This window comes from Nisaea denitrificans DSM 18348 (assembly GCF_000426505.1).
Lineage (GTDB): Bacteria > Pseudomonadota > Alphaproteobacteria > Thalassobaculales > Thalassobaculaceae > Nisaea > Nisaea denitrificans.
Genome location: NZ_AUFM01000015.1, coordinates 302,558 through 322,749, shown reverse-complemented (window position 1 = coordinate 322,749; position 20,192 = coordinate 302,558). Strand labels below are relative to the sequence as shown.

Here is a 20,192-nt window from a genome sequence, read left to right as displayed (position 1 = left end):
AAGGGAATAGTAACGGCGTTCGGCCATGTTTCAGCGGAGACAATTCTGAATAGAGGGGGGCCGCAAGCGGCCTTGGGTCAGGAAGAGCGTATGCGAGGTCGATTTATTTCCATGGCCCCGGCCGTCATGGCTATTGCAGTGACACTCGGGGTTGGGTTTCTTCTCGTGGAGGAGGCCCGGGACAAATATTTTGCTGAAACGCGGCGCCATGTTTCCGAGAAACTTAATCTGCTCCGGACACGCCTTGAAGGCGAGATCGGCGCGAACCTTAGACTTGTAGGCGGTCTCGCCGCTGTTATCTCCACTGACCCCGATATGTCTGAGAAGCGGTTCGACAGTATTGCGGAGCGCTTGTTCACAAATAGGCTGCAACTCCGAAACATCGGCGCCGCGCCTGGTCTCGTGCTGCGGTATATTTATCCTCTCGAAGGGAATGAAGCCGCGATCGGGCTTGATTATCGAAAGAACGAGAAACAGCGCGCTGCTGCGCTCACCGCCCGCGATAATGGAGACTTGGTGCTCGCCGGGCCGCTGACTCTTCTTCAGGGCGGCATCGGGATTATCGGGCGATACCCGGTCTTTGCCAAAGATGAGGACGGCACCGAGTTTTTCTGGGGTCTGGTCTCGGCCGTGATCGATGCAGAAAAACTTTATGCCGCCGCCGGGGCAGACCCGGCCTCACTGGATTTTGATTTCGCGATCCGTGGACGTGACGGGGCCGGTCTGAACGGCGATGTGTTTTTCGGCAGCGAAGCAATCTTCGAAGACATGCCTGTCCTACAGCAGGTGAATTTGCCGGTCGGTAGCTGGTATCTGGCGGGGCGTCCAAAGGGCGGCTGGATTGTCCCGGAATCGATCTACTGGAATGTTTGGGTGCCCGTCAGTCTGATCGGCATGGCGATAGCGATACCGCTTTTCGGGATTGGACTTTTTCAGGAGCGCCGTCGCCGGGATCTTGAGACTCTCGCGGCGCAGGAAAATGGCCTGGTCGAGGCTAAGGAAAAGGCAACCGAAGCGGAACGGCAGTTGCGTATCGCGCTCGATGCCATGAATGGCGCTTTCATTCTCTATGACCGCGACATGCGGATGATGATTTGTAACGAACGCTTCAAGAAACTCTACCCCAACGCGGGAGAGGCCATGATCCCCGGGGCCCTCTACGAGGATATCATTCGTGTTGCCGCTAGTGCTGGAGAGATAAGCGAGGCTGTTGGGCGAGAGGAAGAATGGGTTGCCCTCCGGATGCAGCAGTTCATTGAGCCAGGGCCGGCATTCGAGCAGGCTCTGCCGGACGGGCGCTGGATCCGTATTCAGGATTCGCGAACACCGGATGGTGGTTTTTTGTCTTTTCGAGTCGATATCACCGAATTGAAACAGCGCCAGGAAGAAGCGGAAGCCGCAAATCGCGCAAAATCCGGATTTCTCGCCAATATGAGCCACGAGATCCGGACACCGCTCAATGGCATTGTTGGCTTGAGCCGTTTGCTCCAGCGAACCGAGCTCAATGAGAACCAGTCAGATTTTGTCAGGAAGATCGTGTCCTCGTCACAGATCCTGATGGGGATCATCAATGACGTGCTCGATTTCTCGAAGATTGAAGCCGGCGAGCTCGAGATCGAGGCGACGGACTTCGACTTGAGGGAGGTTATCGAACAGGTCGGCGGCCTGGCGAAGGACCGGGCGGATGAGAAGGGGCTGTCGTTTGAAATCCAGATCGATCCCGACATGCCGGTTGATTTGTTCGGCGACCCGCTACGGATAGGCCAGATTCTGACGAACCTTTGTAGCAATGCGGTGAAATTCACAAAGACCGGGCTGGTCAAACTCTCGGTTCGCCCGCATGAGCTCAGCGAGGATTGCGCCGAGTTGCATTTCATGGTCGAGGATTCCGGTATCGGCATGACTGCCGAGCAGCAGCAGAAAATCTTCAAGCCGTTTGCCCAGGCCGATATCTCGACCACCCGCCAGTTTGGCGGAACCGGTCTCGGACTTTCGATTTGCCTGGATCTGGCCACCCGGATGGGCGGGCGGATCTGGGCTGAAAGCACACCGGGCAAAGGTAGTATATTCCATGTGGTCCTACCGTTCACCGTATCGTTGCTCTCGCAGCGGGTAGGCGGGCTGGACGCGGAGCGTTTTGAAGCCTGGCGGGTTCTCGTTGTGGATGACAATCCGACAGCCCGGCTGGTTATAACTGGCATGCTCAAGCCGCTGGCGCTGGAGGTTGCGGAAGCGGGCTCTGCCGCCGAGGCGATCACGGCGGTTTCCACGGCCCGCCGCGCAGGCGCGCCGTTCAAGGTCATCTTCATGGACTGGATGATGCCCGATGGGGATGGTGTCCAGGCTACGAGAGATATCCTGGCGACCGTCGATGATGATGACGCGCCCAGAATTGTACTGGTCACCGGTTCGAATAAAGAAGCACTCGACGAGGATGCGCGGGAGGCTGGAGCCAGTGCAGTTCTCACGAAGCCACTTTCACAACATCGTATGTTGCAGCTTCTGACTGCATTCTGGAAAAACCAGGAGCCATCGGATGTGGATCGTGAACTTGCCGATGCAGCGACCGTGCACCTTCGGGGGATGCGAATCCTCGTCGCCGAGGATAACCAGATCAACCAGCAGGTTGTCGAAGCCGTGTTGCGCGGAATAGGCGCCGAAGTCGAACTTGTCTGGAATGGTGAAGCCGCAGTGCAGGCGGTGACGGGGTCAGACCCCGACCGCTTCGATGCAGTGCTGATGGATATCCAGATGCCCGTGATGGATGGCATTGAGGCAACCCGGCAGATCCGCAGTGATGGCCGGTTTGTGGACCTGCCGATTATCGCTGCGACGGCACACGCGATGACATCGGAGGTCGAGCGATGTCTGGCCGCAGGCATGAACGGCCATGTCGCCAAGCCGATCTCGGAAGAAAAACTCTATGAGGCTCTATCTGCCGCCAGAGTAGAGAGGGCTGCCATAGCGCTATCGTCGGCCCGGCAGCCGCAGTCCGAAGAGCCCACGCGCGTATTCGCGCCTTTCGACAAGATGGTGCAGTTGCTTGGCGCGCCGGATATCGCGGCGAAGTTGTTCAACGAGTTCTGCCGGCAGAACACAGGATCGGCCGAGATGCTGCGGACTCACCTTTCAGCGGGCGACAATATCGCGGCAGAGAGGCTGGCGCATCAGGTGAAGGGGGTCGCCGGAAACCTTGGTCTCTCAGCTCTCAGTGCGGCAGCCGGCGATCTGGAAAAATCTCTGCGTGAGGATGGCGGCTCCGGGCCGTCAATCGCAGCTGCTCAAGCGACGTTCGAGCAAGAAATCGGGACCGCCCTCGGCGAGATCCGGGCCCATCTGCAGGCGCTGGATCTGCTCGAGAGCGATCTCATCGATAGCTGAAAAACTCAAGCGGTCAGGAAGCCCGCAATCTCATCCTTGAGGGCCAGCCGCTTCTTCTTCAGCTCCTCGGCATAAGCATCGGATGTGGTCTCGATCTCCGCTTCGATCCGGTGAATTTCGCGGTTCACTTCATGATATGCGTCCGCGATTTTGGCAAAATGGGCGTTGTTGAGTTTCAGGTCATGGATCTTCTCGGCCGCATCCGGGAATTCATCCGCGAGCTCGTGGGGGACGTGGGACATTTTTTGCCTCCTGGCAGTCAGTAATGATCGCAAGATCGCCTGAGATCACAGGAACACAGGATGTTTTCCATATCTTTGATCCAGATCATGAAACCGAACCGTGACGGATGAAATTCGGCTTGCTGGTCAGGACGTTCCGGGCGGGATAGTCTCCAGGTCCCCTCCGCCCTCAGGCTCCTTTGATATGTTCATGTTCGCCGCCTTCACAAGATTGCCGGTACCGGTCCAGGCGACGCTGCTGATGAGCACGGCGATGGTTTTCTTCACCTCGATGGGAATTTTCATCCGGCTTGCGTCGGAGAATTTGCACGTTCTCGAGGTCGTGTTTTTTCGCAATTTTCTCGCCGTTGTGCTGATGGCTCCCTGGATCATGGGGTACGGCTTTTCGGCGCTGAAAACGGACAAATACAGTCTTTACAGTTTGCGTGCGGTTATCAATCTGGTGGCCATGGCAGCGGGGTTTGCCGCGATCACCATGATCCCGCTTGCCGAGGCAACGGCGCTCGGATTCACGGCGCCATTGTTTGCCACCATCGGCGCCGTTCTGGTGCTTGGCGAGGTGATCAGGGCCCGCCGCGTCGCCGCCCTTGCCGCCGGTTTTGTCGGCATGCTGCTGGTGTTGCGGCCCGGTATGGAGGCGATGTCGATCGGTGCGCTGCTTGCGCTTGGCAACGCATTCGGGATCGCGATCACGGCGCTGGTCGTGAAGAAGCTGACGGCAACGGAACGGCCGGAAGCGATCGTGCTCTGGATGGTGTTGCTGCAGAGCCCGCTTTCACTGGTCCCGGCATTGTTCGTCTGGACTTGGCCCGATCCGATGACCTGGCTCTGGCTGTTCTGTCTGGCGGGTGCCGGGACAGCCGGTCACGTTTGCTGGACCCGGGCCTGCGGTCTGGCCGAAATCACCCAGCTGCAGCCGCTCGAATTCATCAAGCTGCCGCTTATTGCGGTGATGGGATATCTGCTGTTTGGCGAAGAGCCGACCGTCTGGGTTTGGCTCGGCGGTGCAGTGATTTTCTGTTCAACCGCGTATATCAGTCACCGCGAAGCGCTTCTGGCCAGGAGGAGCGCGCGCAAAAAAGGCGGCTGACGCCGCCTTTTTGTTTCTCGACCCTCCATATCTAGGAGGAATTGGAGCGGGCGATGAGATTCGAACTCACGACCCTAACCTTGGCAAGGTTATGCTCTACCCCTGAGCTACGCCCGCATCCATCGGCATTCAGTGATGCCGTCGAGAGGCCGCGATAATACAAACTGTTCTTGGCTTTGCAAGCCTCGAAATAATTTTTTTTCCAGGCGCCCCGCCAAACCGTCAAAACACTAGGAAAGCCTTGGAAAATACCCACTTTCCAGCTATCCCAGAACCCAGAATTTGCCGTGGCGCGGTACCGATCGCGCAATAAGAGGAAGCAGAGCGTTATGTCCGAGAGTGAATCAGTCTCCGCCAATGGGCAATCTGGCCCAAGGACACCGGATGAACTGCTCGCCCATCTTGACGGGTTGGAGCTCGGCTACGAATTGCATCGCCATCCGCCTCTATTCACCGTGGAAGACAGCAAGGCGCTGCGTGGAGAGCTTTCGGGCGGCCATTGCAAGAACCTGTTCCTGCGTGACCGCAAGGGCAAGATGTGGCTTGTCGTGACGCTGGAGGATCGGCCAATCGACCTGAAGCAGCTCGGGGCGGCTCTTGGCGGCGCTCGTCTGTCCTTCGGCAGCCCGGACCGGTTGATGACGCATCTCGGTGTGATCCCGGGGGCCGTTTCACCCTATGCCGTGTTCAATGACGTGGGGCGGGATGTCACGGTGGTGCTGGACAAGGAAATGCTGACGTATGACCCGCTCAATTACCACCCGCTCTCCAATGAAATGACAATCGCGGTCTCACCCGACTCGCTTGTGGCATTCCTCAGGAATCTTGGATACGAGCCTGAAATTCTCGACCTCGCGGCTCTGGCCTGAGCGACGTCCCGGCTGTTGTGAACGGTCGGGGACTTGCCAAGCGACGGCCGCGGCCAATCTTTACCGGATATGAAAGAACGGACGACAGGTATGGAAACCCTTATTAACGCCGCCCCGGACTCCGCCGATCTGATCAAGGACTCCAATACGCAAACCTTCATGGCTGATGTTGTCGAAGCGTCTAAGGACGTTCCGGTCATCGTCGACTTCTGGGCACCGTGGTGCGGCCCCTGTAAGCAGCTCGGCCCGATGCTGGAAAAGGTTGTGCGTGAAGCCGCCGGCGCCGTGCGCATGGTGAAGGTCAATATCGACGAGAACCAGGCCATCGCACAGCAGATGCGGGTCCAGTCGATCCCGGCTGTGTTCGCCTTCCACAAGGGGCAACCTGTAGACGGTTTCCAAGGCGCCTTGCCGGAAAGCCAGATCCGCGAATTCGTCAAGCGGCTGACGGGTGGCGCCGCGGGCGAATCCCCGCTCGATGAAGCGCTGGATGCTGCGGACCAGATGCTCGAGGCGGGCGATGCGCAGGGCGCTGGTGGAGTTTACAGCCAGGTGGTTGAGCACGATCCGGAGAATGTGCGCGGCATAGCCGGCCTGATCCGTGCTCTGGTCGCTGTTGGCCAGGTTGAGCAGGCGCAGCAGATGATTACGGATTTGCCGGACGAGATCAAAAAGGCGCCGGAAGTGCATGCTGCGATCGCGTCGCTTGAACTCGTGACCGAAAGCCAGGATGCCGGCGAGGAGGCCGCACTTCTTGCCGCCATCGAAGCCGATCCGGACAACCACCAGGCCCGCTACGATCTGGCCATGGCGCGCTTTGCGTCGAACAACCGCGAAGGTGCGGTCGAGGCGCTGATCGAAAGCATCCGCCGCGATCGCGACTGGGAAGAGCAGAAAGCCCGCATGCAACTGGTGAAGTTCTTCGAGGCATTCGGTCATACGGACCCGGTAACCATTCAGGGCCGGCGCCGTCTCTCAGCAGTTCTGTTTTCCTGAGTTCACAGAGATCTATCGGAAAGGAGGCACCGGAATCCATGACACGCAATCCCTTTGCTCCCGGCCTAGAGGACATGCCTGCCTGCATTCCGGTCTTCCCGCTGCCCGGGGTTCTGTTGCTGCCCGGCGGCAAGCTCCCGCTCAATATTTTTGAGCCGCGCTATCTGGCGATGACACAGGATGCGCTCGGCACCGACCGGCTGATCGGCATGATCCAGCCGCAGGAAGAGGAGGGTGATGCCAGCCTCCACCGTACCGGGTGCGTGGGCCGCATCACGTCCTTCTCGGAAACCGAGGATGGTCGTTTCATGATCACCTTGACCGGAATAGCCCGCTTCCATGTGGAGCAGGAACTGGAATGCCGCTCCGGTTATCGCCGGGTGGTGGCTGACTGGTGCAGTTTCGCGGATGATTTTGAAGCCCAGGACGATCTGTCCCTGGACCGGGATCGTCTGATGCGCGGCCTGAAAGACTATTTCGCGCTGCACGGCATGCGGGCCGATTGGGATTCCATTGAAAATGCGGAAGACCGGCAGCTTCTGACCACGCTGGCGATGGTCTGCCCGTTCGGTTCCCTCGAGAAGCAGGCCCTGCTTGAGGCGCCGACGTTGCAGGAGCGTGGCGAGACGATGCTCACCCTGCTAGAGATGTCGCTTCACGATGATCTCAAGGATAATCGCCATGCACGGCACTGAGAAACCTGCGGCCGGCAGCGCGGAGCGGGAAGTCGATCCGAAGTTGCTGGAGATTCTGGTCTGTCCGTTGACAAAGGCGCCGCTGGTCTATGATCGTGCCCGCTCCGAGCTGGTGAGTGAACAGGCCGGGCTGGCGTTTCCGATCCGTGACGGTGTGCCGATCATGCTGCCCGACGAGGCGCGGCACCTGAATGATGACGGAGACCCCGTTGCCGAAGGCAGGGCCGCTCTGTCCGCGCGTCAGGATGAAAAATCATGAGCGAATCCTTCGCGAGCGATATCTGGCCGACGGAAATCCGCGTTCAATCTGCGGACAAGTCCCTGGAGATCGATTTCAGCACCGGTGAAAGCTTCTCCATTCCGGCCGAACTTCTGAGGGTCGAAAGCCCGTCGGCAGAAGTGCAGGGCCATGTACCGTCCCAGAAGAAACTGGTGGCCGGGCGTGCCCACGTGAACATCATGGGCATGGAAGCGGTCGGCAATTACGCGGTGAAGATCAAATTCGACGATCTGCACGATACCGGGATCTATACGTGGCGTTATCTGCACAAGCTCGGCTCCGAGAAAGAGCAGATTTGGCAACGCTATCTCAGCGAACTCGAAGCGGCCGGTCTCAGCCGGGAGCCCTGAAAGCCCGAATTCTAGTGCCGCGCGGGGTCTTGCATCAGGCGCGGCAGAGTGCCGACCGTCCCCATTGCACCGCGCATAAAGGCCCGTTTCAGCGGACCGATGCGCTGAACCAGCCCAAGCCCAGCATCGCGCAGCAGCCGGATACCTGCTGAGTCGTTCGAGAACAGGCGGTTCAATCCATCCGTTGCGGCGATCATCGTCATCACATCGAAGCGCCGCCAGCGCTGATACTTCTCCAGTACGGGCGCCGAGCCGAAATCCAGCCCGATGCGGCGCGCATCCTCGATCGTGTCGGCGAGCGCCGCGATATCGCGCAGTCCGAGATTGAAGCCCTGGCCTGCAATCGGATGGATGCCGTGAGCGGCGTCCCCAACCAGTACCAGCCGCCGGTCGATATAGCGCTCGGCATGGATCAGGCCGAGCGGATAGGCCCAGCGCTTGCCCGTGACGCGAAGCCGTCCGAGGGTTTCTCCGAATGCTCTCTGCATTTCCAGATCGAATTCGCCGTCAGTGAGTCCCATGAGGGCATTCGCTGCGCCGGTGCGCTCGCTCCAGACCAGACAGGATTGGTGCGTGCCGTCCGCCGCGTCGTTCAGAGGCAGCATCGCGAAGGGGCCGGCGGGACGGAAGTGTTCAAAGGCGACATGATCGTGCGGCCGCTCGTGCGTCACCGTGCAGGTAATCGCGGTCTGATCGTAGGACAGCTCGGTTATGCGCAACCCGGCCGCTCGACGGGTTGGGGAGCCGCGCCCGTCTGCGGCAACAGCGAGCTGTGCGGTGATGCGGCGTCCGTCCGCAAGAATGGCCGTTGCTGCCTCGCCATTCCGCTCCAGCCGCTCAACGGATGCCGGCGAGACAATCCGGATACCGGGGCGGGTGGCGGCAGCGCGGTAAAGGCCGGCCTTCAGTGAGCCGTTATCGAGGATGAAGCCCATCGGGTCCGGGCCGGCATCTTCGTGATCGAATTGCAGGAAGAGCGGCGATCCGCCTTCCCGGACGCGTATATCCTCGATCGCGCAAGGGGCTTCCGGCAGGGCGCCCCAGACTCCGAGCCGAACCAGCATCCGCTTGCTGCTTTGGGAAATTGCGGTTGTCCGGCCGTCATGCCCGGCCGCGACATGCGTCTCTACGGGTACCCGATCGATCACGGTGACCGACAGTCCGGTGGCATCCAGCGCCAAGGCTGTGGAGATGCCGGACAGGCCGCCGCCAATGATCAGCGCATCGCAGAGAATGTCTTTCACGCTCTTTGGTCCCTTACCTTGGCGCCCGGTCTCGGCGCCTGTTCCTCATAGGCAAGATACAGCGCCCAGCGCGCGGAACAAGCGTTCGCGCAACAGATGAAAATGCCCTTTTTCCAGTGCTTAAAATAGCATCACGACCTCTCCTGTGCCTAAAAAATGTGCATATCATTTAGGCGCTGGGGAAGTGCCGATTCTTGAAATCAAAGTATAACTTTTTGATTTAGCAGGAAAATTTGAAATAATTCAATCTTGGCCCGCATTTTGTAATGAATTCGCCGATCTGCGCTGAGCAGGTACTCCGGCTGTCCTGATTTCAGGGCGCCGGAAAAGCACAACAGAAAAAGGTTGGGCGGCATGAAACTGATCATGGCAATCGTAAAGCCCTTCAAGCTTGACGAAGTCCGCGAATCGCTGACCGCCCTGGGGATCCAGGGGCTGACGGTTAGCGAGGTCAAGGGCTTCGGACGGCAGAAGGGACAAACCGAAATTTATCGAGGCGCGGAGTACGCCGTAAATTTCCTTCCAAAGGTCAAAGTCGAAGTGGCGGTGCCGGACGACTTGGCGGAACAGGTGGTGGAAGCCATCCAGAAAGCAGCGAATACCGGTCGCATCGGTGACGGTAAGGTTTTCGTGCTGGATGTCTCCCAAGCCGTCCGGATCCGCACCGGCGAGACCGGCAACGACGCGCTTTAAGGAGCTCATCAGATGAGAAAATTTTTCGGCTTTTCCGTTCTGACGGCCGTCACCGCGTCGGTAACGATCGCGCTGACGAAGACCGCTTCAGCGGCCGTCGACCCAGAGACGGCCTTCATCTTCAACACGCTGTCTTTCCTGATGCACGGGTTCCTCGTGATGTGGATGGCGGCCGGTTTCTGCATGCTTGAAGCGGGCCTCGTCCGTACCAAGAACACGACGATGCAGTGTGCCAAGAACATCACCCTCTACTCTGTCGCCGGCCTGCTCTACTGGCTCGTCGGTTACAACCTGATGTACATGGACGTCTCCGGCTTCATGGGATCCTTCGCGATCTGGTCCGGTTCTGACGATGTCATCACCGCCGACGGTTTCACCGGCGACGGCTCCGGCTATGCAGCGTCCTCCGACTGGTTCTTCCAGATGGTGTTCGTGGCAGCGACCGCTTCCATCGTGTCCGGCACGGTTGCCGAGCGCGTGAAAGTGTTCCCGTTCCTGATCTTCACGGTTCTGCTGACCGGGATCATCTACCCGATCCAGGGTTCCTGGACCTGGGGCGGCGGCTGGCTCAGTGAAATGGGCTTCTCCGACTTTGCCGGCTCCACGATCGTGCACTCGGTTGGTGGCTGGGCGGCTCTTGCCGGCGCCATCATCATCGGCGCGCGTACCGGTAAGTTCGGCAGTGACGGTTCCGTTCATCCGATGCCGGGTTCGAACCTGCCGCTGGCAACGCTGGGCACGTTCATCCTGTGGCTCGGCTGGTTCGGCTTCAATGGCGGCTCCCAGCTCGCCATGGGCTCTGCCGCTGACGTTCGCGACATCGCGACCATCTACGTCAACACCAACATGGCCGCTGCGGCCGGTGTTGTCGCCGCGGTGATCCTGAACCAGATCATCTACAAGAAGCTCGACCTGACCATGGCGCTCAACGGTGCCCTCGGCGGTCTGGTCTCCATCACTGCCGAGCCGCTTGCCCCGAGCATCGGTACTGCGGTGCTGGTTGGTGGCATTGGCGGTATCCTCATCGTCGTCGCCGTTCCGCTTCTCGACAAGCTGAAGATCGACGACGTGGTCGGTGCGATCCCGGTTCACCTGATCTGCGGCATCTGGGGCACCATCGCGGTGGTCCTGTCGAACGGTGATGCCAGCTTCACCACCCAGATCATCGGCATTGTCGCCATTGGCGCCTTCGTCCTGATCACCAGCGCTGTTGTCTGGGGTGTCCTGAAGCTGACCATCGGTCTGCGGGCCAGCGAGGAAGAAGAATTCCTCGGTCTGGACCGAGCCGAGTGCGGTCTTGAGGCCTATCCGGAATTCGGCGGCGGCTCCGGCCGGGTCTAATCCGAGAAAAACTTTCTGAACGGGCCCGGATGGCGACATCCGGGCCTTTTCTTTATTTAAAGCAACATTTTATGTGATTTTCAAAACATCATGCGCGAACCTGCAAAATTGTGAGGTTTTGCATTAAAGTTGCCCCATAACTATCCGGCTTCTATTATAGAATCGAATTTAACCAGGGATAGTTCGCGCCGGAAATCCGGGCGGATAGGGCAAAACCGATGATAAACCCGGCGCTTCAACCGCTTAGCGACTACACCTTTGCGCGCCTGAACAAGATGCTGGACGGCATTGAGCCGGCTGCGGGCAAGCGCCCGATTATGCTTTCTGTTGGCGAGCCGCAGATTCAGCCGCCCGCATTCGTCAATGAAGCTATCGCTGCGAGCGGCCATCTCTGGAACAAATATCCGCCGCCGAAGGGCGATCCTGCCTTCCGGGACGCGGTGACGGGCTGGCTCGACAGCCGCTACGGCTTGCCGTCCGGATTTCTCGATCCCGAACGTCACGTGACGTCCATCTCCGGTACCCGAGAAGCACTCTACCAGCTCGGCTTTCTCGCCGTGCCAGAGCGAAAGAAAGGGCAGCAGCCGGTCATCCTGATGCCGAACCCGCTTTATCATTCCTATCGCGGGGCGGCCATGCTCGGCCGGGCCGAGCCGGTCTACATGAACGCAACGCCGGAAAACGGCTTCCTGCCGAAGCTGGACGATATCGCGCCGGAGATCCTGGAACGGACGGCGCTTTGCTTTCTCTGTACGCCGACGAACCCGCAAGGCCGCGTGGCATCGCTCGATTACCTGAAACGGGCGATCGAACTGGCGCGTGAGTATGACTTCATGCTGGCGGTGGACGAATGCTATGCGGAGATTTACCGCGGTGATCCGCCGGTGGGCGGGCTGCAAGCGGCAGCCGCTCTCGGGGACAGCCTGCACAACATTGTGGTTTTGCATTCGTTATCGAAACGATCCAGCGGTCCCGGGCTGCGCTCGGGCTTCATGGCGGGTGATCCGGAACTGGTCGGCCGGTATGGCGAGTACATCATGTTTGGCAGTGCCTCGACGCCGTTGCCGATCCAGCATGCCGCCACCGCGCTTTGGAAAGACGAGGCCCATGTCGAGGCCAACCGGGCGCATTACGCCGAGAACTGGCGCATCGCCACGCAGGTACTGGGCAACAAGAAGGGCTATCACGAAGCGGAGGCCGGATTCTTTGTCTGCATGCCGGCCGACGACGCAGAAGCCCTGACAAAGCAGATCTGGCGCGAGCAGGCGGTGAAGATCGTGCCGGTGGGTCTGATGGCGCGAGAAGATGCCGACGGCGTCAATCCGGGTGATCCCTATGTCCGTATCGCCCTTGTCTATGATGCTGCGACAACCGAAGAAGGCCTGCGCCGGATTGCGCCTTATTTCTGAGGCGGCCGGTGATACGGGGGAGAAGCAAGAGCATGAGCGCATCGACGAAAACTGCCGGTAACGGGTCCGCGGGCGGGGGATTTTTGCCCGAGAGCGCCCGTCTTTACCTGCGCCGCCGTGCTGCCGAGCTTTCCGGCCTTGCACTGATCCTGACCGCCGGTCTCGGGGCCGCGCTGCTGCTGAGCTATATGCCGGGAGACCCATCCCTGAACGCCGCCGGCTCCGGCAGTGCCGCTAACCTGCTCGGCCCGGTCGGCGCGCTTGTCGCCGATATCATGGTGCAGACCATCGGTCTGGTGAGCGCCGTGCCTGTGCTGCTCTTCGCTATCTGGGGCTGGCGCCTGCTTGCCCACCGGCCGATCGAACGCGTGGCCCTGCGCATCGCGCTGCTGCCGGTGGCGCTGATCGCAGGCTGCCTCGCGCTTGCCGTGCTGCCTGTTCCGGAAAGCTGGCCGCTTCGGGCCGGTCTCGGTGGTGCGATCGGCACATTGGCCCTGACCAAGATTTCCGCGCTCGGCCTGCTGGCGGCACTGGATGCCGCCTGGATTGGTTTTGTCTCGGGTCTGGCCGCTGTCTCCCTGTTGCTCTGGACCTTCGGGGCCTCCTGGAGTGAATGGCTGTCTCTGGCGCGCGGTGCGGGCCGTGGTGTTGGCACGGCGGCAGCGCTTGGGGCAAAGGGTGGCGCCCTCGGTGGCCGCGCCCTGGGTTCCGGTTTTGAAGCCACGGCAAGTCTCGCCCGCAAGAGTTTCGACTCCGTTGGCCGCAAGGAGCCGTCCTTGTCCGGCAAGGCGCTGGACGAGAAACCGCGGCTCTCGGCGAAACCGAGACGGGCACCTGAAGTGGAAACAGCGGCGCCGGTTCTGAAAGCAACGCCCGATGCCGCCCCGGCGTCGGCCAGGGCGAAAACGGCAAAGCCCGCGAAGGTGGAGCAGACCAGTTTCGATCTTGCCCAGGCAGGTGACTACGAGCTGCCGGCCATGGATCTGCTGACCGAAGCGGCCGAAGGCATGGCCGGACCGCCGCCGCAAGCACTGCAGGAAAACGCCCGGATGCTCGAATCCGTCCTCGCCGATTTCGGCGTGAAGGGCGAGATCGGCAAGATCCGGCACGGTCCGGTGGTCACGCTTTATGAGCTTGAGCCGGCGCCGGGCACCAAATCCTCCCGCGTCATTGGCCTGTCCGACGATATCGCCCGCTCCATGAGCGCGGTCTCCGTCCGCGTCGCCGTGGTGCCGGGCCGCAACGTGATCGGCATCGAGCTGCCGAACGCGCGCCGGGACACGGTTTACTTGCGTGAAATCCTCGAATCCGACCCCTACGAGCGCTCCGGCGCCAAGCTCGGCATCGCGCTCGGCAAGGATATCGGCGGCACGCCGGTGGTGGTCGATCTGGCCCGCATGCCCCATCTGCTGATCGCCGGGACCACCGGGTCCGGTAAGTCGGTCGCGGTCAACACCATGATCCTGTCCCTGCTGTACCGGCATTCGCCGGAAAGCTGCCGGATGATCATGATCGATCCGAAGATGCTGGAACTCTCCATTTATGACGGCATTCCGCATTTGCTCTCGCCGGTCGTCACCGATCCGAACAAGGCGGTGGTGGCGCTGAAATGGACCGTGCGGGAGATGGAAAGCCGCTACCGCGCCATGTCCAAGCTCGGGGTCCGCAATATCGACGGCTACAACGCGCGCCTCGCCGAAGCCCGCAAGAAGGGCGAAGTGCTGAAGCGCCGGGTGCAGACTGGTTTCGATAGCGAAACGGGAAAGCCGGTGTTCGAGGAAGAACCCCTCGACCTGACTGCGCTGCCCTATATCGTCGTGGTGATCGACGAGGTCGCGGACCTGATGCTGGTCGCCGGCAAGGATATCGAAGGTGCCGTCCAGCGCCTGGCCCAGATGGCCCGTGCCGCCGGTATCCATGTGATCATGGCCACCCAGCGCCCGTCGGTTGACGTCATCACCGGTACCATCAAGGCCAACTTCCCGACCCGGATCAGTTTCCAGGTCACCTCCAAGATCGACAGCCGCACCATTCTGGGCGAGCAGGGCGCCGAACAGCTCCTCGGCCAGGGCGACATGCTCTACATGGCCGGCGGCGGCCGGGTGACCCGCGTGCATGGCCCGTTCGTCAGTGACGAGGAAGTCGAGGATGTGGTCCGCCACCTGCGTGCGCAGGGCGAGCCGGAATATAACGACACTATCACCGAGGATGACGGTGAAGGCGGCGGAGACGGCGGGTTCGGCGATCTCTCGGGCCTCTCCGGCGGCAACACGGACAGTGGCGACGCGCTATACGATCAGGCCATCGCCATCGTTGCCCGCGAACGCCGGGCCTCGACCAGCTTCATCCAGCGCCACCTGAAGATCGGCTACAACCGTGCAGCCACGCTGATCGAGCGGATGGAAAGCGAAGGCGTAGTCAGCCAGGCGAACCATGTCGGCAAACGCGAGGTGCTGGTCCGCAATCCGAACGAGGAAGAGTAGGGACCATTCCCCTCTACCCAAATTCGTCGTCCCGGCCGGAGAGCCGGGATGGCGGCGTGATTTGACTGGATCGTGCACTCTGCCTTGGAATTGCCGCTTGCAAGCGGGGCGAACGCCTGCCATTTCAGGTTTTATGAAAAAGCTGATCGCCGCCTTTGCCGCCATCCTGTTCCTGGCCCTCCCGCTTGCCGCGAAAGCAGCGCCGCTCAGCGCGGACGACAAGAAGGCGCTGAAGCAGATCGAGGCCTATTTCAACGGCATCACCACCCTGCAGGCTCGCTTCCTGCAGGTTGCCAGCACGGGCGCGACGGCACAGGGCATTCTCTCCCTGAAGCGGCCCGGCCTGATGCGGTTCGAGTATGACGCGCCGTCACCCATCCTCTTGGTCTCGGACGGCACCTGGCTGGTGTTCCAGGACAACGAGCTGGAACAGACGACGCACGTTCCCCTCGGCAGCACGCCGCTTTCGGTCCTGGTCGAGGACCCGGTGGATTTCAAAACCGATCTCGAGGTGCTAGACGTCGCCCGCAATCCCGGCGTCATCCGCCTGCTGATGCGGATGCGCGACGATCCCGAAGCAGGCATGGTGCAGATGGTGTTCTCGGACGCGCCGCTTGCCCTGCGGCAATGGACGATCACCGACGCCCAGGGTGTTGAGGTGAAGGTGGCGCTGCTGGAAACCCGGCGCGGGATGGTGCTGAAGGACGATCTGTTCAAGCCCCGGGATTTCGAGGGCGATACCTTCGTCGATAAATAGAGTGGTCAGTTAGCCAGTTTTTGACTTGGTATTTCTGTCACACCCACTTCTGTTGATGGAATTTCAGGGCAAACAGGCGCCTGCGCGCTGTGATCGTCAGTTTTTTCTTTATCTCTCCAGAAGAAAATAACCAATAAATAGAATATGTTATTTGTAGCTGGAATCGATATCAGCAGGTTCCACCATTTTGAAATGCCGATACGATTTGTACGCTGGATTCCCAGATAGATCAGGTAGGTCTGCCAGATCATGAACAGCGACAAGAACATCCACAGAGGGTGCGCCTTAATATCATCAGCGGAGACAATGTTCACGATTGTCGTGGAAAACGCGAAGCCGATTACAGACGCTGTAACCGAACGGGTGAGGAAGGCTTGGCGATCCAGTGTGCGCTTCGTCCGAATGGCATAGACAAAAACTGAGTGAACCACGCACCAGATAGCAATGGTAAGCGCAACAACGGCAGGCTCTTCGATAACAGCATGACCGGCCTCACTGAGTGTTTCGAAGACACCCGGTGTCTGTTTTGTGCTCATTCGAATTTACCGAAACAGATCTTTGCGGTCAGTAGACAGCAACAAACTATGAGGAATACATAGTGGCGGCAACGTCTTTGCGAATCTACTTTTCGCGAGAAAATGGACGGGCTAGTAACGGAAGCGTCTCCTCGTCGTGCCGCCCTTCTACCCCAATCTTCATCTCCGGCGTTCGAAGCGTTGCACTTCGTGAGCGAAACACCAGATCCCACCAGCTGAAAATCGTGGCGTAGTTCGAATCCGTGTCCTTGCGGATCGCGTGGTGATGGATCCAGTGGATCGACGGGGTGACGATGACGTGGGCGAGTGCGGCTTCGAGCCGTTCGCCGAGCCTCAGGTTCGAGTGGTGGAACAGGGCGGAAAGGATCACCAGGGTCTCGAAGACGATGACCGAGGTCAAGGGAATGCCAAGCAATATGATGACCGCGGCCCTTGCCCCGGCACTCAGCAGCACTTCGCCGAAGTGAAAGCGCACGGCGGAGCTGACGTCGAGGAATTCGTCCAGATGGTGAACCTCGTGAAAGCGCCAGAGGAACGGGATTTCGTGGTTCAACCGGTGCCACCAGTAAATCAGCATATCGAGTAGTAGGACGTCCACGATCAGGCCCATACCGCCTCCGAGCCAGTCTGGACGCCAGCCGAGCGCATGGTTGGCGGCCCAGAGCGAGACCGGGATGACGATCAATGGCGAGAGGGCGCTGTTCATGAGCCAGAGCACGGCATTTCGGATCACGCGGGTCCAACCGCCCCGGCGCGGTGCGGCGGGAAGCCATCGTTCGGCGGCGAAGAGCAGCGCAATCCATGCAAGGATCAACACGCCCTTATGCTGCAGTAGCTGTTGCGTGGCGTCGTTCATGGAGCGAATATGGCAGCTGAATTCCGGCGCCGCCAGTTGCGCGCCCTCACAGCCCGGAGATCCGGGCGTTACCAGTCATGAACCAAGGAGCTTTTGATGCTGTCCGTCCCGAGCCTGCCCCTGATCGGTGTTACCGCCTGTCATCTGCAGGGGGACGACCATTCGACGCAGAAAGTCTCCGAAAAGTACGTGACCTGCGTGCCGACGCCCACCGGCGGTCTGCCGATGATTATCCCGGCGCTGGAAGCGGGCGCGCTGGATCTGGACAGTCTGGTTGCCCATCTCGACGGGTTGCTGTTGACCGGCAGCCCTTCCAATGTGGAGCCGCATCATTTCAAAGGCCCCGACAGCGTCGAGGGCACCCAGCACGATCCGCGCCGCGACGGCGTTACCCTGCCGCTGATTCGCAAGGCGATTGAGGCGGGAGTGCCGGTGCTCGGGATCTGCCGGGGTATCCAGGAATTGAATGTCGCCCTCGGCGGCACCCTGCACCAGCGCATCTTCGATCTGGAAGACCGGTTCGACCACCGCATGCGCCGTGATGTCGACTTTGACCGGAAATACCGCCCGGCCCATGAAATCCGCATGACTGAAGGCGGTCAGCTTGCCCGCATCGCCGGGGCCGACACCGCGCTTGTGAACTCCCTGCATGCCCAGGGCATCGACAAGCCTGGCGAGGGCGTGGTGGTGGAAGCGACGGCACCGGACGGGATCGTCGAGGCGATCAGCGTCCCCGGGGCCAAGGCGTTCGTGCTCGGCGTGCAGTGGCATCCGGAATGGCCGGTCCCGATCGAGGGTCTGAACAAGAAAATCTTCGAGGCTTTCGGAGGTGCTTGCCGGGCCCATCTGAGTGCCCGCCTCGGCCTCGCGACTGCGGCCGAATAATCCTTATTTATCCGAACCGAGAGACAGAGTGATGCGGATTGCCACCTGGAACATCAATTCCGTGCGCCTGCGCCTGCCGACGGTGCTGGCCTTTCTTCAGGAGCAGGCACCGGATGTGCTCTGCCTGCAGGAGACCAAGACCGAGGACAAGACCTTCCCGGCTGAGGCGCTGAAAGACGCGGGGTATGTCCACCAAGCGATCCGCGGCATGAAGAGCTACAACGGCGTTGCCGTGATCTCCCGCGTGCCGTTCACCGATGAGGGCCAGCGTGACTGGTGCGGCAAGACCGACTGCCGGCATCTCGCGGTGAAACTCGATGGCGGCCTCGAGGTACATAATTTCTATGTTCCGGCCGGCGGCGACGAGCCGGACCCGGCGGTGAACGACAAGTTCGCCCACAAGCTCGATTTTCTGGCCGAAATGCAGAACTGGTTCGGGGCAGAGCGCAAGAGCAGCGATCCGATGGTGCTGGTCGGCGATCTCAATATCGCGCCGCTGGAACATGATGTCTGGTCCCACAAGCAGCTTCTGAAAGTGGTCAGCCATACCCCGATCGAGGTCGAGGAGCTGGACAAGTTGCAGACCGGGCTCGGTTGGGTCGATGCGGTTCGCCATTTCGTTCCCGAAACGGAAAAGCTCTATTCCTGGTGGAGTTATCGTTCGAAGAACTGGGAGCTGGCCGACAAGGGCCGCCGTCTCGACCATGTCTGGGTGACGGAACCGTTGAAAAGCCGGCTGAAATCGGCCGCCGTGGTGAAATCAATGCGTGGCGTCGAGAAGCCGTCTGACCATGCGCCGGTGATCGTCGATCTGGATTGACGCTCGAAGCCTCCCCGATAGCCGTCATTCCCTCGAAAGAGGGAACCCAGCGATCATCGAACCACGCCCGTCTTCCCCCGGGTCCCCGCTTACGCGAGGATGACGGACCTATAGTGAACTCACCCGCAGCTTTGCGTTTCCGGCAGGGCGGCCAGCAGGGGTGCGGCTGGATCATGGATACTTGCCGCTTCCGCCGGACGGATCATGTCGCCGCCGGAAATGCCGTCGAACAGCCAGGCGATATCGCCGGGTGCTGACCGGGCATTGCGGACCCGTTCCGGCATAATGGCCTTCCAGCGGTCCCCTTCCGGGGCCGCGACGCGAAAATCGAACACGAAACTCGGCGTTACACCCATCCTCAGATCGGCAATCCGGAGTCCTTCTTCGTCAGTAAAGGTGCGGTAATAGCCCTTCGAGAAGGCGGCCACGGCGGCACCGCTCGGGATCGTGTCGAGACAGGGGCCATTCCCTGCCAGGCGAGGGTGAATATGGATACGGACCGCGTCCGTGCCGGCCAGAAGCGGCTGATAGACGTTGTAGTAGCGGCTGTCGTCGATGGCGATGGTGCGCCAGAACAGGGTGTTGAAAGGCATCGGCGTCGCCAGCAGCTTGTCCGCCTTGAGCCCCGCTTCCGCCAGTGCAGTCCGGGCTTTGCCGTCAGCGATCTGCTGCGCCACCAGAGACCAGCCGAGATAAAGGGTCGACAGGGCGAGAGCCACTTCGGTGACTCGTCCGACCTTTGCCGACCAGTTGCGTCGCAGCACCGCCCACACGGCGGCAATCGCAAGCGGCAGGGTATAGAGCGGGTCGATGATGAAGATGGAGCCGATGCCGAAGGGCGTGTCATCCAGCGGCCAGAGCAGCCGGGTGCCATAGACCGTCATTGCATCGAGCAACGCATGGGTGGCAAGGCAGAGGAACACGGTCAGATAGGCCGTGATGCGGTGCTCCCGAAGACCGTTGAAGACCCGCATCGCTCCCTCGGCGATTAGCGGTGTAAGCGCGGCATGAACCAGCAGGGAATGGCTCCAGCCTCGATGCAGGATGAAGTCGCTCACTGCGTCTCCATGGCGAACCAGCACATCGAGATCAGGCAGGGTGCCCAGCCCGGCGCCGAGCAAGGCTGCTTTGCGGGGGCCGATGCGGCGGCCGGCAACGGCGACGGATACTGCTGCGCCGAGCACGATCTGGGTCATTGAGTCCAAAGGGAAGCCCCGCTTGAATGATGATTTCCTGGATCAGAGATGCGTCTTTTCCGGTCTTGT

Annotated in this window: 19 protein-coding genes and 1 tRNA gene; 14 read left to right on the top strand and 6 right to left on the bottom strand. The window is 60.4% G+C overall.

Annotation, left to right across the window (positions count from 1 at the left end):
* Positions 1-90 precede the first annotated feature (90 nt).
* Positions 91-3,381, top strand: a complete 3,291-nt coding sequence (locus K328_RS25820; RefSeq protein WP_084608260.1) for a response regulator — start codon at positions 91-93, stop codon at positions 3,379-3,381.
* A 5-nt stretch (positions 3,382-3,386) separates the two neighbouring features.
* Here K328_RS25820 and K328_RS0111960 read toward each other — a convergent pair whose 3' ends face one another.
* Positions 3,387-3,623, bottom strand: a complete 237-nt coding sequence (locus K328_RS0111960) for an HP1242/YdcH family protein (RefSeq protein ID WP_028466175.1) — start codon at positions 3,621-3,623, stop codon at positions 3,387-3,389.
* Positions 3,624-3,807: 184 nt separating this feature from the next.
* On the opposite strand from K328_RS0111960, the gene K328_RS0111955 reads away from it, so the two are divergent.
* Complete coding sequence (locus tag K328_RS0111955) at positions 3,808-4,713, top strand: DMT family transporter (RefSeq protein WP_205620653.1); 906 nt, start codon at positions 3,808-3,810, stop codon at positions 4,711-4,713.
* Positions 4,714-4,755: 42 nt separating this feature from the next.
* Here K328_RS0111955 and K328_RS0111950 read toward each other — a convergent pair.
* Positions 4,756-4,830, bottom strand: a tRNA-Gly gene (locus K328_RS0111950).
* A gap of 212 nt (positions 4,831-5,042) precedes the next feature.
* Here K328_RS0111950 and K328_RS0111945 point away from each other — a divergent pair.
* The 5 genes from K328_RS0111945 to K328_RS0111925 all read left to right on the top strand — a co-directional run bounded on the left by K328_RS0111945 (position 5,043) and on the right by K328_RS0111925 (position 7,903).
* A complete protein-coding gene (locus K328_RS0111945; protein ID WP_028466173.1) occupies positions 5,043-5,582 on the top strand; it encodes a prolyl-tRNA synthetase associated domain-containing protein in 540 nt (179 codons plus the stop codon).
* 90 nt (positions 5,583-5,672) lie between these two features.
* The gene (gene trxA, locus K328_RS0111940; RefSeq protein WP_028466172.1) at positions 5,673-6,578 is read left to right on the top strand and encodes a thioredoxin; all 906 of its coding nucleotides are present in this window, start codon (positions 5,673-5,675) and stop codon (positions 6,576-6,578) included.
* 38 nt (positions 6,579-6,616) lie between these two features.
* Positions 6,617-7,273: an LON peptidase substrate-binding domain-containing protein gene (locus tag K328_RS0111935; RefSeq protein ID WP_028466171.1), complete on the top strand. Its 657-nt coding sequence runs from the start codon at positions 6,617-6,619 to the stop codon at positions 7,271-7,273.
* On the top strand, positions 7,260-7,532 hold the full coding sequence (locus K328_RS23735) for a Trm112 family protein (RefSeq protein WP_051284824.1): 273 nt from the start codon (positions 7,260-7,262) through the stop codon (positions 7,530-7,532). The genes K328_RS0111935 and K328_RS23735 overlap by 14 nt, the downstream gene beginning before the upstream one ends.
* Entirely contained in the window at positions 7,529-7,903 is a 375-nt protein-coding gene (locus tag K328_RS0111925; RefSeq protein ID WP_028466170.1) for a gamma-butyrobetaine hydroxylase family protein, read from the top strand. Before K328_RS23735 ends, K328_RS0111925 begins: the two co-directional genes overlap by 4 nt.
* Before the next feature lie 11 nt (positions 7,904-7,914).
* Here the strand turns inward: K328_RS0111925 and K328_RS0111920 are convergent, their stop codons facing one another.
* Entirely contained in the window at positions 7,915-9,147 is a 1,233-nt protein-coding gene (locus tag K328_RS0111920) for a UbiH/UbiF/VisC/COQ6 family ubiquinone biosynthesis hydroxylase (RefSeq protein ID WP_028466169.1), read from the bottom strand.
* Between the two features lie 354 nt (positions 9,148-9,501).
* Between K328_RS0111920 and K328_RS0111910 the strand changes: the two genes are divergently transcribed.
* From K328_RS0111910 to K328_RS0111890, 5 genes are all read left to right on the top strand, one after another.
* Positions 9,502-9,840 carry a P-II family nitrogen regulator gene (locus tag K328_RS0111910; protein WP_028466168.1) on the top strand — a complete coding sequence of 113 codons (339 nt, stop codon included), beginning with the start codon at positions 9,502-9,504 and terminating at the stop codon, positions 9,838-9,840.
* Positions 9,841-9,852: 12 nt separating this feature from the next.
* Positions 9,853-11,181, top strand: coding sequence for an ammonium transporter (locus tag K328_RS0111905; RefSeq protein ID WP_028466167.1), 1,329 nt, complete (start codon positions 9,853-9,855; stop codon positions 11,179-11,181).
* A 218-nt stretch (positions 11,182-11,399) separates the two neighbouring features.
* Entirely contained in the window at positions 11,400-12,590 is a 1,191-nt protein-coding gene (locus K328_RS0111900; protein WP_028466166.1) for an aminotransferase class I/II-fold pyridoxal phosphate-dependent enzyme, read from the top strand.
* Positions 12,591-12,622: 32 nt separating this feature from the next.
* Complete coding sequence (locus tag K328_RS23730; RefSeq protein ID WP_036553950.1) at positions 12,623-15,073, top strand: DNA translocase FtsK; 2,451 nt, start codon at positions 12,623-12,625, stop codon at positions 15,071-15,073.
* 133 nt (positions 15,074-15,206) lie between these two features.
* Positions 15,207-15,830: a LolA family protein gene (locus K328_RS0111890; RefSeq protein ID WP_028466165.1), complete on the top strand. Its 624-nt coding sequence runs from the start codon at positions 15,207-15,209 to the stop codon at positions 15,828-15,830.
* Between the two features lie 5 nt (positions 15,831-15,835).
* Here the strand turns inward: K328_RS0111890 and K328_RS0111885 are convergent, their stop codons facing one another.
* Positions 15,836-16,366: a DUF805 domain-containing protein gene (locus tag K328_RS0111885; RefSeq protein WP_028466164.1), complete on the bottom strand. Its 531-nt coding sequence runs from the start codon at positions 16,364-16,366 to the stop codon at positions 15,836-15,838.
* An 85-nt stretch (positions 16,367-16,451) separates the two neighbouring features.
* The gene (locus K328_RS0111880; protein ID WP_245577504.1) at positions 16,452-17,183 is read right to left on the bottom strand and encodes a sterol desaturase family protein; all 732 of its coding nucleotides are present in this window, start codon (positions 17,181-17,183) and stop codon (positions 16,452-16,454) included.
* Between the two features lie 135 nt (positions 17,184-17,318).
* Between K328_RS0111880 and K328_RS0111875 the strand changes: the two genes are divergently transcribed.
* Entirely contained in the window at positions 17,319-18,107 is a 789-nt protein-coding gene (locus tag K328_RS0111875; protein WP_036553946.1) for a gamma-glutamyl-gamma-aminobutyrate hydrolase family protein, read from the top strand.
* 31 nt (positions 18,108-18,138) lie between these two features.
* Positions 18,139-18,927, top strand: a complete 789-nt coding sequence (xth, locus tag K328_RS0111870) for an exodeoxyribonuclease III (protein ID WP_028466161.1) — start codon at positions 18,139-18,141, stop codon at positions 18,925-18,927.
* Between the two features lie 119 nt (positions 18,928-19,046).
* On the opposite strand, the gene K328_RS0111865 is transcribed toward xth, so the two are convergent.
* On the bottom strand, positions 19,047-20,123 hold the full coding sequence (locus K328_RS0111865; protein ID WP_051284823.1) for a metal-dependent hydrolase: 1,077 nt from the start codon (positions 20,121-20,123) through the stop codon (positions 19,047-19,049).
* Positions 20,124-20,192: the final 69 nt, after the last annotated feature.

Bases quoted from the DNA above. Each gene is read 5' to 3' on its own strand.
- K328_RS0111900 (WP_028466166.1), top strand. From the start codon at position 11,400: ATGATAAACCCGGCGCTTCAACCGCTTAGCGACTACACCTTTGCGCGC.
- K328_RS23730 (WP_036553950.1), top strand. From the start codon at position 12,623: ATGAGCGCATCGACGAAAACTGCCGGTAACGGGTCCGCGGGCGGGGGA.
- K328_RS0111910 (WP_028466168.1), top strand. From the start codon at position 9,502: ATGAAACTGATCATGGCAATCGTAAAGCCCTTCAAGCTTGACGAAGTC.
- K328_RS25820 (WP_084608260.1), top strand. From the start codon at position 91: ATGCGAGGTCGATTTATTTCCATGGCCCCGGCCGTCATGGCTATTGCA.
- K328_RS23735 (WP_051284824.1), top strand. From the start codon at position 7,260: ATGCACGGCACTGAGAAACCTGCGGCCGGCAGCGCGGAGCGGGAAGTC.
- K328_RS0111955 (WP_205620653.1), top strand. From the start codon at position 3,808: ATGTTCATGTTCGCCGCCTTCACAAGATTGCCGGTACCGGTCCAGGCG.
- K328_RS0111865 (WP_051284823.1), bottom strand. From the start codon at position 20,123: ATGACCCAGATCGTGCTCGGCGCAGCAGTATCCGTCGCCGTTGCCGGC.
- trxA (WP_028466172.1), top strand. From the start codon at position 5,673: ATGGAAACCCTTATTAACGCCGCCCCGGACTCCGCCGATCTGATCAAG.
- K328_RS0111875 (WP_036553946.1), top strand. From the start codon at position 17,319: ATGCTGTCCGTCCCGAGCCTGCCCCTGATCGGTGTTACCGCCTGTCAT.
- K328_RS0111885 (WP_028466164.1), bottom strand. From the start codon at position 16,366: ATGAGCACAAAACAGACACCGGGTGTCTTCGAAACACTCAGTGAGGCC.
- xth (WP_028466161.1), top strand. From the start codon at position 18,139: ATGCGGATTGCCACCTGGAACATCAATTCCGTGCGCCTGCGCCTGCCG.
- K328_RS0111925 (WP_028466170.1), top strand. From the start codon at position 7,529: ATGAGCGAATCCTTCGCGAGCGATATCTGGCCGACGGAAATCCGCGTT.
- K328_RS0111935 (WP_028466171.1), top strand. From the start codon at position 6,617: ATGACACGCAATCCCTTTGCTCCCGGCCTAGAGGACATGCCTGCCTGC.
- K328_RS0111960 (WP_028466175.1), bottom strand. From the start codon at position 3,623: ATGTCCCACGTCCCCCACGAGCTCGCGGATGAATTCCCGGATGCGGCC.
- K328_RS0111890 (WP_028466165.1), top strand. From the start codon at position 15,207: ATGAAAAAGCTGATCGCCGCCTTTGCCGCCATCCTGTTCCTGGCCCTC.
- K328_RS0111945 (WP_028466173.1), top strand. From the start codon at position 5,043: ATGTCCGAGAGTGAATCAGTCTCCGCCAATGGGCAATCTGGCCCAAGG.
- K328_RS0111905 (WP_028466167.1), top strand. From the start codon at position 9,853: ATGAGAAAATTTTTCGGCTTTTCCGTTCTGACGGCCGTCACCGCGTCG.